Annotated in this window: 9 protein-coding genes; 7 read left to right on the top strand and 2 right to left on the bottom strand. The window is 60.3% G+C overall.

From position 1 onward, the window contains the following. The first annotated feature begins 28 nt into the window (after window positions 1-28). The 7 genes from R2R70_RS16435 to R2R70_RS16405 all read left to right on the top strand — a co-directional run bounded on the left by R2R70_RS16435 (window position 29) and on the right by R2R70_RS16405 (window position 10,828). Window positions 29-1,135 (top strand): ABC transporter ATP-binding protein, encoded by a 1,107-nt coding sequence (locus tag R2R70_RS16435; protein ID WP_131431779.1) that lies wholly within the window; start codon window positions 29-31, stop codon window positions 1,133-1,135. Window positions 1,136-1,286: 151 nt separating this feature from the next. Continuing rightward, the gene (locus R2R70_RS16430) at window positions 1,287-2,936 is read left to right on the top strand and encodes an alpha-amylase family glycosyl hydrolase (protein WP_410978522.1); all 1,650 of its coding nucleotides are present in this window, start codon (window positions 1,287-1,289) and stop codon (window positions 2,934-2,936) included. A 38-nt stretch (window positions 2,937-2,974) separates the two neighbouring features. Further along, window positions 2,975-4,642 (top strand): alpha-amylase family glycosyl hydrolase, encoded by a 1,668-nt coding sequence (locus tag R2R70_RS16425; RefSeq protein ID WP_410978521.1) that lies wholly within the window; start codon window positions 2,975-2,977, stop codon window positions 4,640-4,642. Window positions 4,643-4,767: 125 nt separating this feature from the next. After that, window positions 4,768-6,039 (top strand): ABC transporter substrate-binding protein, encoded by a 1,272-nt coding sequence (locus R2R70_RS16420; RefSeq protein WP_410978556.1) that lies wholly within the window; start codon window positions 4,768-4,770, stop codon window positions 6,037-6,039. Window positions 6,040-6,175: 136 nt separating this feature from the next. Next, a complete protein-coding gene (locus R2R70_RS16415; RefSeq protein ID WP_410978520.1) occupies window positions 6,176-7,894 on the top strand; it encodes an alpha-amylase family glycosyl hydrolase in 1,719 nt (572 codons plus the stop codon). Between the two features lie 145 nt (window positions 7,895-8,039). Continuing rightward, entirely contained in the window at window positions 8,040-9,095 is a 1,056-nt protein-coding gene (locus R2R70_RS16410) for a LacI family DNA-binding transcriptional regulator (RefSeq protein WP_200906744.1), read from the top strand. A gap of 1,025 nt (window positions 9,096-10,120) precedes the next feature. Next, window positions 10,121-10,828 (top strand): FadR/GntR family transcriptional regulator, encoded by a 708-nt coding sequence (locus tag R2R70_RS16405; protein WP_107335108.1) that lies wholly within the window; start codon window positions 10,121-10,123, stop codon window positions 10,826-10,828. 77 nt (window positions 10,829-10,905) lie between these two features. Here R2R70_RS16405 and R2R70_RS16400 read toward each other — a convergent pair whose 3' ends face one another. After that, window positions 10,906-12,705, bottom strand: a complete 1,800-nt coding sequence (locus R2R70_RS16400; protein WP_107335109.1) for an IlvD/Edd family dehydratase — start codon at window positions 12,703-12,705, stop codon at window positions 10,906-10,908. An 11-nt stretch (window positions 12,706-12,716) separates the two neighbouring features. Next, a complete protein-coding gene (locus R2R70_RS16395; RefSeq protein WP_410978519.1) occupies window positions 12,717-14,462 on the bottom strand; it encodes an IlvD/Edd family dehydratase in 1,746 nt (581 codons plus the stop codon). Window positions 14,463-15,018 lie beyond the last annotated feature (556 nt).

Raw genomic sequence — 15,018 nt, 5'->3', positions numbered from 1 at the left:
GTGCCGAGCACCGGCTGGGAGTCGCAAGATGACAAGCGTAACCCTCTCCAAGATCAACAAGACCTTCGGCAGCACGCACATCATCAAGGACCTGGACCTGAAGATCGGCAGCGGAGAATTCGTGGTCTTCGTCGGGCCGTCAGGCTGTGGCAAGTCGACCTTGCTGCGCCTGATCGCCGGGCTGGAATCGATCAGCGAAGGTGAGATGCATATCGCCGGCGATCTGGTCAATGACCTCCCCCCGCGTGAGCGCGGCGTGGGCATGGTCTTCCAGTCCTATGCGCTCTACCCGCACATGACGGTGTACGAGAACATGGCCTTCGGCCTCAAGCTTGCCAAGGCCGACAAGGACAACGTCGAGCAGCGCGTGATGGAAACGGCGCGCATCCTCCAGCTCGAGGAGTTGCTGAATCGCAAGCCCAAGGAGCTTTCCGGTGGCCAGCGCCAGCGCGTCGCCATGGGGCGCGCCATGGCGCGTGAGCCCAAGATCCTGTTGTTCGACGAGCCGCTCTCCAACCTGGATGCCTCGCTGCGCGTCCAGATGCGCAACGAGATCGCCCGCCTGCACCATCGCCTGGGCTCCACCATGGTCTACGTCACCCATGACCAGGTCGAAGCCATGACGCTGGCCGACAAGATCGTGGTACTGCGTGATGGGCGCATCGAGCAGGTCGGCAGCCCCCAGACGCTCTATCAGGCGCCGGCGACCCGCTTCGTGGCCGGCTTCATCGGCTCCCCGACCATGAACTTCCTGCCGGCAGAGCTGCTGCGAAGCGAGGGCAATGGCTGTCGCATCGCGACGCCCGGGATCGGCGAACTGGATCTGCCTCGCGATGCCGGCGACGAACGCACCGGCAGCCGCCTGACGCTGGGGATTCGTCCCGAACACCTCTGCCTGGAAGAGGCTCGTGGCGACAACGCCTTCGAGATCGTCAACGTCGAGTACCTGGGCAACGAAGTCTATGTCTATCTGGACCCGAAAGACGGCGACAGCCTGCTGATCCACCGCAGTGAAGCCCCCAGTCAATGGAAGATCGGCCAACGCGTCGCGCTGGTGCCGGACCTGGAGCACGTGCATCTCTTCGACAGCCAGGATCGCGCGTTGAGCCTGACTCAGCAACGCCAGGCAGCCTGACGTTCAGGGCCTGTTCTGCAGGGCTTTTCCTCGAGGACCTGGCAGCCAGGACTGAGTATCCAGCGCCTGCTTACGGCGCCTCAGGCCAACCGCTTCATTCTCCGCAAGGACCGCACGGGCGGGAGCCATGGCTCCCGCCCAGGAGACTCGCATGTCCACGATTCGAGACACCCAGGTGTCGGCCCACGATTGGTGGCGCGGCGCCGTCATCTATCAGATCTACCCGCGCAGCTTTCAGGACAGCAATGGCGATGGCATCGGTGATCTGCCGGGCATCCTCGAGCGCCTGGATTACATCGCCTCGCTGAATGTCGATGCGATCTGGCTATCTCCCTTCTTTACCTCGCCCATGAAGGACTTCGGCTATGACATCAGCGACTATCGCGATGTCGACCCGATGTTCGGCACCCTGGAGGACTTCGACCGTCTGGTCGAGGCAGCGCATGCGCGCGGCCTGAAAGTCATCATCGATCAGGTGCTCTCACACACCTCCGACGCCCACCCGTGGTTCGAGGAAAGCCGCCAGAGCCGCGATAACCCGCGCGCCGACTGGTATGTCTGGGCAAACCCCAGACCCGATGGCGCACCGCCCACCAACTGGCAATCGATCTTCGGGGGCTCCGCGTGGCAATGGGACACTCGCCGCTGCCAGTACTACCTGCACAACTTCCTGATCGAGCAGCCGGACCTCAACTTCCATCACCCCGAGGTCGTGACGGCCATTCTTGAAGAAGTGCGATTCTGGCTGGAGCGGGGGGTGGATGGCTTCCGTCTGGATGCCATCAACTTCTGCACACATGGTGAGCTAAAGGATAACCCACCGCGGCGTGAGATCGCCGAGGGCTTCATTGGCGTGCGCCCGGACAACCCCTACGGCTATCAACAACATCTTCACGACAAGACCCAACCCGAGAACCTCGCCATTCTCGAACGGCTGCGGAGTCTGCTCGATGAATACCCCGGCACCACCAGCGTTGGCGAGGTCGGTGACGATGACTCCTTGCGCGTGATGGCCGAGTACACCCGGGGCGACCAGCGGCTGCACATGGCCTATTCCTTCGATCTGCTGACCGAGAACGCCTCACCTGACCACCTCCTGGCGACCCTACAGACGATGGAAGCGCAGATCGGAGACGGCTGGCCGTGCTGGGCGCTGGGAAACCACGATGTCACACGCTTGGCAACGCGCTGGGACGCCGAAGCCTCGCCGGCGCGCCTGCGCCTCTATCTCGCCTTCCTGCTGACCCAGCGCGGCAGCGTCTGCCTGTATCAGGGCGAAGAACTGGGGCTGAGTGAAGCCCAGCTACGCCATGACCAGCTGGTGGACCCCGCCGGCATCACCTTCTGGCCACGCTACAAGGGACGCGACGGCTGCCGGACGCCCATGCCGTGGCAGGCCGGTGAGTCACATGCGGGCTTCTCTCGCGTGTCTCCCTGGTTGCCGGTTCCCGACTTCCACCATGCCTTGGCCGTCGACCATCAGGAACACGACCCGGCATCGCTGTTGAATGCCAGCCGGGAGCTGCTCGCCTTCCGCCGCCGTCACCCCGCTCTCAGCCGAGGGGAGATCCACTTCCACTCGCTGCATGAGGAAGTCATCTGCTTCACGCGTCACTCAGGCGGCGAGTCGTTGCTGATCGCGCTCAACTTCTCTGCTCAGGCCCTGACTCTGAAGACCGCCTGGCGAGCGGAAGCCCTCGAGGATGCCCCCGGCATGATCAATGGTCACTGGCAGGCAGGTCGCCTGACGCTGCCGCCCCACGGCGTTGCCATCGCGCGCTGTGCTGGCGAGGCGCACTGAATCTCCCGCTTGCCGATCACGCGACTCACAAGGAGGTCATGATGACCCTGTCTCAACTCGATCCTCACGCACGCCTCGACTGGTGGCGTGGTGCCACGATCTATCAGATCTACCCCCGCAGTTTCATGGATGCCAACGGCGACGGCATTGGCGACCTGGCCGGCATCATCGAGCGCCTGCCCCATGTGGCCAGTCTCGGCGTGGATGCCATCTGGCTATCCCCTTTCTTCACCTCGCCGATGAAGGATTTCGGCTATGACGTCGCGGACTATCGGGATGTCGACCCGATGTTCGGCCACCTGGAGGATTTCAAGCACCTGGTCTCGCAAGCCCACCAGCTGGGGTTGCGCGTGATCATCGACCAGGTGCTGTCTCACAGCTCCGATCAACACGTCTGGTTCCAGCAAAGCCGTCAGGACCGTCACAACGCCAAGGCCGACTGGTATGTCTGGGCCGACCCGCTTCCGGATGGCAACCCGCCCAACAACTGGATGGCGGCCTTCAGTGGTCGCGCCTGGACCTTCGATGCCAAGCGCCGCCAGTACTATCTGCACAACTTCCTGGCCAGTCAGCCGGACCTGAATTTCCATCATCCCGAGGTGCGCCAGGCGCAGCTGGACAACCTGCGCTTCTGGCTGGATCTGGGGGTGGACGGCTTCCGCTTCGACGTCGTCAATTACTACTTCCATGACCGCGCCTTGACCGACAACCCGGCGATGGCGCGCGAAGGCGTCAACCCGGGCAACCCGCAGAGCTATCAGCGGATGCAGCACAATATCGAGCAACCGGAGAATCTGGCGTATCTGGAGCGCATCCGCGACCTGCTCGATGAGTACCCGGGCACCACCAGTGTCGGCGAGATCGCCGGCAATGACCCTCTCCCGACCATGGCTGCCTATACCGCCGGCCAATGCCGCCTGCACATGGCCTACACCTTTGACCTGCTCAACAGTGATGGCGATGCCCGCGCGCTTTACGACGTGCTGACGCGCTTTGCCGAGCAAGGCGAAGACACCTGGCCTTGCTGGGCCCTGTCCAATCATGACGTGGAACGCAGTGCAACCAGCTGGGGAGAATCGCGCGCCCTGCTCGCCCTGACGGTGTTGTGTTCGCTGCGTGGCAGCCTGTGCCTCTATCAGGGAGAAGAACTGGGGCTTCCCGAAGCGGAGCTGGCCTTCGAGGACCTGCAGGACCCCTTCGGCATCAACCTGTGGCCCGAGATCAAGGGCCGCGATGGCTGTCGCACGCCGATGGTCTGGGATGACGGCCTGAACGGTGGGTTCAGCCGCTGCGCGACGGAGTCCGGCGTTGAGGCCACGCCCTGGTTACCGGTCTCCCCACGCCAGTTGCCATTGTCGGTGGCGCAGCAGGAAAACCGTGATGACAGCTTCCTGTCGCGAGCGCGTCGCCTGCTGCGCTATCGCGGGACCAGCCAGGTGCTGCGCGAAGGTGATCAGACCCTAATTGCCCCCGAGCGGCTCCCGGACGACGTCTTCGCCAGCGTGCGTCAGCATGGAGCGCAACGCCTGCTGTGTCTGGCACACCTCGGGACAGGCGATACGCCGAGCGTTATCGACCCGAGTCAACTGGCGCCAGACATCACCACCTGGACCACCCTCGAGATCGCCGGTGTCACGGCGACACACGCCTCTCACCACCCCCTGTCGCTGATGCCAGGCAGCGCCATGTGGCTCGCCCTCAACTGACGCCTGGCAGATTCGATGCTTCACGGGATGCTCGGTGGATGACGGTCATCCCGGACGCCGCAACAACAATCACAATGATGGAGTCGCACGCCATGCCTTCTGTTATCAGCACCCCATGCCAACGGATGCTCACTACCCTCAAGGGTAGCGCCGGTGCCCTGCTGTTGAGCGGGGCCTCATTGACGGCACCCCTCGCACTGGCCACCGAGGTCACGATTGCCTGTGGCCCCGGCGGAGATTCCGACATGTGTCCGGAGCTCGCCCAGCAATGGGCCGAGCAATCCGGCAATCGTGTCAATGTGATCTCCACTCCCAACGACACCACCGAGAAGCTCTCGCTGTATCAGCAGCTGCTGAGCAGCGGCTCCAGTGACATCGACGTGCTGATCGTCGACATGGCGTGGCCAGGGCTGCTCGACTATCACCTGGTCGACCTTTCTCGTTATCTGCCCGACGACGCCACCGAGGGCTTCTTCCCCGCGCTGGTCGACAACGGCACCGTAGAGGGACGTCTGGTGGCCATGCCCTGGTACACCGACGCAGGCGTGCTCTATTACCGCAAGGACCTGTTGGAAAAATACGACCAGCAGGTGCCGGAGACCTGGCAGCAACTCACCGAGACGGCGCGCACGATCCAGGCGGCGGAACGCGACGCCGGTAATGCCGATTTCTGGGGATACAGCTTCCAGGGGCGCGCCTACGAGGGGCTGACCTGCAACGCACTGGAGTGGGTTGCAAGCCAGGGCGGCGGCACCCTGGTGGATGATGCCGGTGAGGTCACCATCGACAACTCGCGCGCCGCCGAGGCACTCGACCTCGCCGCCTCCTGGATCGGCAGCATCGCTCCGGAAGGTGCGCTGAATCATACCGAGGAGGAGTCACGTGGGTTGTTCCAGTCGGGCAATGCGCTGTTCCTGCGCAACTGGCCCTATGTCTGGAAGCTCAGCCAGGCCGAGGGCAGTCCGGTGGCAGGCAAGGTCGGCATGGCCCCCCTCCCGCATGGCCCGCAGGGCGAGTCACGCGCGACCCTGGGCGGTTGGAATCTTGCGGTATCACACTACTCGGAGCACCCACAGGCCGCAGCGGAGCTGGTCGCCTACATCACCGCCGCTCCGCAGCAGAAGGCCCATGCCATGAAGATGGGGCGCAACCCCACCATCGAACACCTCTATCAGGATGACGAGGTGCTGGCGAGCAACCCCTCGATGGGCGAGCTCTATGAAGCGCTCAGAACCGGCGTCGCGCGCCCGGCCTCGGTGACGGGCGATGCCTACGCTCGCGTCTCCAATGCCTTCTTCAACCGCACCCATCAGGTGCTGTCGGGCGAGGAGACCGGTGCTCAGGCGGTGGAAGCGCTCGGGAGAGAACTCACCCGCATCGGGCGCCGCGGCTGGTAACGCCAACGGCCTCACCCCGCCAGGCCTTGCGCCTGCAGACTGATGACGCCCGGAAGGTCTCGCGCAGAGACGCGGGGCCTTTCCGGCGCTCTAGCATGCCCGTGCCCCCTGCCGCCTCGACAACAAGGATTGTGCAATGACATCTACCCAACTCCATCGCCATGCCGCACACGACTGGTGGCGCGGCGCAACGCTCTATCAGATCTATCCGCGCAGCTTCATGGACGCCAATGGCGATGGTGTCGGCGATATTGCCGGCATCATCCAACGTCTGGACTACCTCGCGACCCTGGGGGTGGACGCCATCTGGGTCTCCCCCATCTTCACCTCGCCCATGCAGGACTTCGGCTATGACGTCTCGGACTACCGTGACATCGATCCCCTGTTCGGCACTCTGGAGGACTTCTCGCGGCTCGTCGCCCGCGCACATGAGCTCGGGCTGGGCGTCATCATTGATCAGGTGCTGTCACACAGTTCCGATCAGCATGCGTGGTTCCGGGAAAGTCGCCAATCCCGGGACAATGCCAAGGCTGACTGGTATGTCTGGGCCGACCCGCGCCCGGACGGCGGTGCGCCCAACAACTGGTTAGCCGCCTTTGGTGGCCCGGCCTGGACCTTCGATTCACGACGCTGCCAGTATTATCTGCACAACTTCCTCGCCAGCCAGCCGGACCTCAACTTCCATCATCCCGAGGTGCGTCAGGCACAGCTCGACAATCTGCGCTTCTGGCTGGAGCTGGGCGTCGACGGGTTCCGCTTCGACACCGCCAACTTCTACTTCCATGACCAGGCGCTGACGGACAATCCGCCGTCCTCGGACGACTACCGTAGCCGTGGGCATCCCCGCAGCTATCAACTGCTGAAACACAATGCGGATCAGCCAGAGAATCTCGACTATCTGGAAGAGATTCGTGCCCTGCTGGAGGAATACCCCGGCGCCACCAGCGTCGGCGAGGTCGGGGGCAGCGACCCGCTTCCCGCCATGGCAGCCTACACCGCGGGCCAGCAACGCCTGCATATGGCCTACACCTTCGACCTGCTCAACAGCACGGGCGATGCCGTGGACTTGCACGCCGTTCTGGCACGCTTTGCCGAGCATGGCGAAGACGCCTGGCCGTGCTGGGCATTGTCCAATCATGATGTTCCGCGCAGTGCCAGCCGCTGGGGGAGCGCACGCGCCTTGCTGGCTCTGACGGTACTCTGCTCATTGCGGGGCAGCCTCTGCCTCTATCAGGGCGAAGAGCTTGGATTCGAGGAAGCGGAGCTGAGCTACGCCGAGCTGCAGGACCCCTTCGGAATCGCGCTATGGCCCGAGGTCAAGGGACGCGATGGCTGTCGCACGCCCATGGTGTGGGCGCCTCAACGCAATGGTGGTTTCTGCGCTGACTCCCTGTCGCCCTGGCTTCCCGTCCATGCCCCTCATCAGTCACAGGCGGTCTCGCTGCAACAAGAGGCGCCCGAGAGCCTGCTGAATCGCGTTCGCAAGCTGCTGGAACTGCGTCGCGAGAATGCGACGCTGAAGACGGGGCAACAGACGCTCATTTCCCCGTCCGTGCTGCCGAAGGGTGTCTTTGGTGTGATACGTCACACTCCTCACCAGCAGATGGTGTGCCTGGCCAATCTGGAACACGAGGCAGGTCACGCCCCGGAACACGACAACGCCCCCGTCATGCTCGATCTGCCTACCCTGATGGGCTCGCGAATGCCTCATGGCCAGCATCATGACCCGATAGAGGTCGTCTCGTTGCCCGGCATGGCCACGCCCTCGCTTGAAGCAGGCCAATTGAGCCTGGCGCCGGGGATGGCAGCCTGGCTGGTCGTGCCAGCCGATACCTCGCAAGTGCAGGACTGCTAGCAGGCGTTGCCCGACTGGACGCCTTGTGCGCAGTTGACCGCTCGTTCGGCCAACTCCGTCACTTTCTGGGCATTTCTGGTACGTGGCGATATGCTATCTCTGCACTTAATCGTTCAAGCTTTTCACCTTCAGGAACCCGACGCCTGTGTCATCGCCTCGCCGCATCACTCTCAAGGAGCTAGCCGCTCAACTCGGCGTCTCCACCGCCAGCGTCTCCAACGCCTTCAACCGCCCCGACCAGCTCTCGCCAGCATTGCGCGAGCGGGTGCTCGAGGAGGCCAAACGCCTTGGCTACCGTGGCCCGGATGCCAAGGCGCGCAGTCTGCGCACGGGGCGCTCACGGATCATCGCCGTGGTACTCGCGGAGACGCTGACCTACAGCCTCAAGGACGCCGTCGCCAGCGAATTGCTGTCGGGCATCGCGGAAGTGCTGGATGCTCACGGCCATACCCTACTGCTGCTTTCAGGCCGCCAGAATGCCTCCCAGGCACCCGGATCTTCCAGCATTGCCGATGGCTTCATCGTCTACGGGCTGATGGCCAGCATGGCGCTGGTGGAAGAACTCCAGAGCGCGGGTCACAAGCCTATCGTGGCAGTCGACTTCGATCTGGGCGATCACCCCGCCATCCATGTGGATGATGAGCCCGCCTGCTACACCATCGCGCAACATGCCTTGCAGACACCCGCCAGTCGTATCGGTATCGTCAACCTGCGCCTGACCGACACGCCCTGCAATGGCCCCATCACCGATGCCCATACGCTGCTTCCGGCCGGCCGTACCATTACTCGCTCGCGTCTGGCGGGGTTTCATCGCGCCCTGGCAGAGCGAGAGGTGTCTTTGCAAGACGTCGCGATGTGGAACATCGAGGAAAACACCTATGAGGTCTGCGCGCCGGTGCTGGCAGAGATACTCGACCTGCCGGCCAGCGAGCGGCCAGACCTCCTGCTGTGCATGTCAGACCGCATTGCTCTGACCGCCGTGACCCTGGCCGAACAACGTGGCATCCGAATTCCCGAGGATCTGCGTATCACCGGCTTCGATGGCATCGAGGAAGGACAATATCGGTCACCGCGTCTGACCACCGTCCACCAGGACAGTACCGAGAAAGGCCGCCTTGCCGCGCGAATGATTCTGGGGCTGGAGCCCGCGTCATCACACCGGCTCTCGACACAGCTGATCCAGGGCGAGACCTGTCCGTAAATTTTAATATAATATCTAGTGAAAAACCAATCACTAGATATACCCATATATCAAAAATTAAAACCAATATACAGCATAAAGCTTTAAAAATAGAGCAAATACTCTTATTAGGTAACTTAATCAATATTTACCAGCTTAAGAGAATGCCATTTAGTTCACGCCGTAGCTTATTGGAGACTAGGTCATGTCTATCCCTTAGCCAATCCCAATACCAACAATTAGAAACTCCTTACAAACTAAAAAACATAAACCAACACAACATAATTAGAATGCTCAACCCAAGTATACTTGAAATAGGATAATCGTTAAATGTGCACCTAAAGTAGATGGGTGAAATCGATTGTGTATAATTGAAGCGCGGACTATCAAGAGCAGATAGTTCCATAACGCCAACCTATCTACGGTTTTCTACATCCGTTACAGCATCGACAAAATCCAATAGACCAATGAATATCTGAAATCGTTTAGACGTAGATCGCTTGGCTCCATGCGCGCATTTAAGCAGAAGCGCACTGAAGAGAACCAAAATACCACGACTAGTGTCCATCAAGGCGGGAACGACCTGGTTATCATCGTCGAGGCTCACAACGGCTCCCCGACAGCTTGCTCTAGCCGTTCATACCCACCAGCAAATTTCTTAGACCTTAAGGCGGCCACATTTTACACCGTTGACAGAGAGCAAAGTGCCGGCTAGGAGATTTCACGATACCTTGTAGGCGTTGCGCAAGGGGGCAAGCAGAGACCCCACCTCTTAGGCGCTTCTTTCTCAGCAGTAATATTCGCCCACCACCATGCCCCGAGGGCGGCTTAAAGAGAGGCATGACCAAAGACACTGTTGGCTCCGGCGCTACCAAGCCCGAAGACCACATCGCCTTTGGCCATTCTGCGGTCCAATAACGGGCTACGACTTGGTAGCACAAAAATCGTATTGACGAAATGTGCAACATAAAACATCATATGTTTAGTTTTTACTAGCCGAGGGACCTGTGATAGATAAAAAGCGCAAAACAGCTACTCGCCCTAGTGTGGCCGACTTCTTGGCTGAGGCCATTTTCTCTGGCCGCTATCACCCTGGTGACTTCGTGCCCAAGGAGGTAGACCTCTGCGAGCAGTTTGTAATCAACCGCTCAGCTGTGCGCAGCGACCTGCGACAGCTGGTGGATGCAGGCGTCATCGAACGCATATCGGGCCATGGTTCCAAGGTACGCGAATACGCCGAATGGAATATCCTCGATACCCAAGTTACCGATTGGATGACCCGGTACGCTGCTCCCAACCCGGGCATCCAGCGCGAAATTCTATCGTTTCGTCTCGACGTCGAGCCCTATGTGGCACTAACCGCAGCCAAGCGCGCCACAGCCCGAGACCTGGTCGCTATGGAGGAGGCTTTCGAGGGCATGGGACAAAACCTGCACGGCCAGGGTGGCAGGCTGCATAGTGACTTCGACGTCGCCTTCCATGTAGCCATCTTCAAAGCAACCCACAACATCGTTTGGGCACAGCTCTCGCACATCCTCAGACCCTCGATCTACATGTTGGTGGCAGAATCCAACACCAGCGCCAGCGATCCCGAAGCAAGTCTAGAACGACACCGTCAGCTAATGGAGAGCATTCGTGCCCGCCAGCCCCGCGAAGCTTTCCTCGCTGCTCAAGCTGTGCTTGCTGGAACCGCCGAGGCACTGGGCATTGAGCCTGGGGACAGCGCCCTAGGTCGTCGGCTCGACCTAGTCTGAGCCCTAGACTTGTCCTCAGCAAAAGCACGCGGCCGGCGCCTTTGTGCCGGCCGCGTGCTTTTGCCGTTAGTGTTTACTCAGTGATTGTCCCGCGGGGGACTGGTCCGGGCAACATCTCGATACTTGGTTGCAGGTGCTAAAGTCATGCCCTGGTCCAGTGGCTCAACCATCCCGCGCTGAATCTCCTGCCAAGGTGTCTGATGGTCGGGGTAACGATAGCCACCCTCGGCCTCCAGACACTCGCGGCGCACTGCCAGCTCGGCGTCATCGACTTTCAACATTACCTCGCTACGACCAAGATCGACCCGTACCCAGTCACCGCTCTTGAGCAGCGCAAGCGCCCCACCGGCAGCAGCCTCTGGCGAACCATTGAGGATGGACGGCGAGCCGGATGTGCCCGACTGACGCCCATCCCCCAAGCATGGCAACGAGTCAATGCCAGCGCGAATGAGCGCCTCAGGTGGCTGCATGTTGACCACCTCGGCACCACCGGGATGCCCGACAGGGCCAGCGCCCCGCATCACTAGGATGGTACGCCCGTCAATACCAAGCGACGGGTCATCAATGCGTGCGTGATAGTCCTCAGAACCGTCAAACACGACCACCTTACCTTCGAAGGCGTTTGGGTCATCCGGGTCGCTGAGGAAGCGCTGGCGGAAGTCAGCGGCAATTACGCTGGTTTTCATCAACGCCGAGTCGAAAAGATTGCCTTTCAGGTTGAGGAACCCCGCGTGTTCTACCAGCGGATTTCTATAGCGTCGAATCACATCTTCATCAGCAGTCTCACAACCGGCAATATTGTCTGCTAGGGATAAGCCATTGACAGTTATCACCTCGCCGTGAATTCGTCCCGCCGATAGCAGTTCATTCATCACCGCCGGGACACCGCCGGCACGATAAAACTCCTCGCTGAGATAGGCTCCAGCAGGCATAACGTTAGCTAGCAGCGGTACTTCATGGCCCAAACGCTGCCAGTCGTCATTGTCGAGTTCGACTCCAGCGTGGCGAGCGATGGCGTTGATGTGGATCGGCGCGTTGGATGATCCCCCTAGCGCCGAGCAGGTAACGACGGCATTTTCGAACGCATCACGGGTCAGAATGTCGCTCGGCCGCAAATCCTCCCAGACCATGTCGACGATGCGTTCACCAGTCTCGTAGGCAACCGCCCCTCGCTCCTTATAGGGCCCGGGGATCATCGCTGAACCGGGCAGGCTCATGCCTAGTGCCTCGGCCAGCGAGTTCATCGTCGAGGCGGTGCCCATGGTATTGCAGTGACCCACTGAGGGCGCCGAATCAGCTATCCGCGAAAGGAACTCCGGGTAATCGATATCCCCGGCGGCCAGACGCTTGCGCATCTCCCACACCACAGTTCCGGAGCCGACTCGTTCACGGCCTCGCCAACCATTCAGCATCGGCCCGCCCGACAGCACTATGGCAGGGATATTAACTGTTGCCGCGGCCATCAGACTGGCCGGAGTGGTCTTATCGCAGCCGGTGGTCAGTACTACACCGTCCAGCGGATAACCGTGCAACACCTCGACTAGCCCTAGATAGGCCAAGTTACGGTCCAACGCCGCGGTGGGCCGGCGCACATTTTCATGAATCGGATGCAATGGGAACTCGAAGGGGACTCCACCAGCAGCGCGCACACCATCCTTGACTCGTTTCACCAACTCAATGTGGTGCCGGTTACAGGGCGCCAGATCAGAGCCCGATTGGCAAATGCCAATGATCGGCCGGCCACTGGTCAACTCCTCTAGGGTGACCCCCTGGTTCATGTAACGCTCTAAGCACAGGGCAGTGGTGCCTGGATGATCCGGGTTGTCGAACCAATATCGCGAGCGCAGGCGATCCTTGGTCATAAGTTGTTTAGTCATAGAAATGTTCCTCAGTGCGAGTGGCGCGGCACATCGGCGCCCCGCGAGCCAACCAGAAAATCGAAATCGCAACCTTCGTCAGCCTGCAACACGTGCTCAATGTAGAGCTGTCGATAGCCACCACTGCGGGCGATCTCTTTCGATACTGCGGTAGGGTCGCCCTCGACCAGACGCGCCTCAAGTTCAAGTGCGTCGACTTCCAGATGCAACCGACCGCTGTTGCAATCGAGCTCAATCCAGTCGCCGTTGCGCACTGCAGCCAACGGCCCCCCTGCAGCCGCTTCCGGGGCCACATGCAGCACTACGGTACCGTAGGCAGTTCCACTCATCCTGGCATCGGAGATGCGCACCATATCGGTTATGCCCTGCTCCAGCAGCTTGGAGGGTAAGCCCATGTTGCCGACCTCAGCCATGCCGTGATAGCCACGTGGCCCGCAGTTTTTCATCACCAATATACTGTTGGCATCTACATCTAGGTCCGTGTCGTTGATACGCGCCTTGTAGTCGTCGAAATTCTCGAACACTACCGCGCGACCACGATGCTGCATCAGTTCGGGGGTTGCCGCCGAAGGCTTGAGTACCGCGCCGCCCGGTGCCAAGTTCCCGCGAAGCACGCACATGCCACCATCCTCCCGCAACGGATTGTCGAGGGGACGAATCACCTCATCGTTGTACAGCGGGGCGTCGCAGACGTTCTCCCACAGGGTCTTGCCATTGACGGTCAACGCGTCTTTATGGGGCAGAATATCGGCTTCGCCGAGACGCTTGAGCACCGCAGGAAGGCCACCAGCATAGTAAAACTCCTCCATCAGGTAGCGGCCGGAGGGCTGTAGATCGACAATGGTCGGCGTACCTCGGCCAACTCGTGACCAGTCGTCCATTCCCAAGTCGACGCCTATGCGCCCGGCGATAGCCTTCAAGTGAATTACAGCATTGGTGGAGCCGCCTATAGCCGCATTGGTACGAATAGCGTTCTCGAAAGCATCCTTGGTCAGCACCTTTGAAAGCTTTAGATCCTCATCGACCATTTCTACAATGCGATTTCCGGAAAGGTGCGCCAATACATAGCGACGGGAGTCAACTGCTGGAATCGCCGCGTTATGCGGTAACGAGGTGCCGAGTGATTCCGCCATACAGGCCATGGTGGAGGCAGTGCCCATGGTGTTACAGGTACCCGCAGAGCGAGACATTCCGGCCTCGGCGGCCATGAAGTCGTGTATCGATATCTTGCCTGCCTTGACCTCTTCCGAGAGCTTCCATACCACAGTACCGGAACCGATATCCTGGCCCTCGTGTTTGCCGTTGAGCATCGGCCCCCCCGTCACCACAATCGTCGGCAGGTCACAGCTGGCAGCGCCCATCAGCAACGCTGGTGTGGTCTTGTCGCAACCCACCAGCAATACAACTGCATCCATCGGATTGCCGCGGATAGCCTCCTCGACGTCCATGCTCGCCAAGTTACGAGTGAACATCGCCGTGGGGCGAAGATTAGACTCGCCATTGGAAAACACTGGAAATTCCACCGGATAGCCCCCGGCCTCGAGTACGCCTTTCTTGACATGCTCAGCGATTTTTCGGAAATGGGCGTTGCAAGGCGTCAGCTCCGACCAAGTATTGCAGATTCCGATGACTGGCTTGCCCTGAAACTCGTGATCGGGAATGCCCTGATTTTTCATCCAGCTGCGGTACATAAAGCCGTTCTTGTCAGCGGTACCGAACCACTCGGCGCTGCGCAGCCGGCGCTTGTTATCTGGCATGAAGGCCTCTCCTCATTGCTTATCGCGACCTGTTCCCATGTTGAGCGTCTCATCGTGAGCGTGCCCCTCGGGCGACACGACCATGGGATGACGGTAACTGGACAAAGCACCATAGTCGACACATACAAAGGTATATGTTGAACACAAAAATAATATGTACAACATTTTGCCGCCGTAGAACCACCGTCACAACACAACAACAGATTCGATGGAGAGTCTCGACGCCCCACCTTAAGATGCTCAGCTTGCTGATCACCGGCACAATGATGATGCTCGGCCTGACGCCAGCCCAAGCGGTGTAATACGAGTGGAGGTCGCTAGGCTCAAGGATCGCCGGCGAGCCCATCTTCTAGATAAGGCTAGAGTGGTCTGATCGAATAGAAATCATAATTGACGACGACCTAGATGCGGCCCGCGCTTGGCTGCTAGTACTCGAGCATCGTACTAGTCATGTGATGATCTATGGCTGGCTGACCGACGGCGGTCTCAAGTTCCAAGCGCAACGCTATTGAAGGGTGCTCGGACCGCCGACGGATTTCTTGAGCACCTCGGCGTA

It is taken from the genome of Cobetia sp. SIMBA_158, assembly GCF_046566945.1.
Taxonomy (GTDB): Bacteria; Pseudomonadota; Gammaproteobacteria; order Pseudomonadales; family Halomonadaceae; genus Cobetia; species Cobetia amphilecti.
The sequence above is the reverse complement of the archived record's forward strand: the minus strand, read 5'-3'. Positions and strand labels throughout refer to the sequence as shown.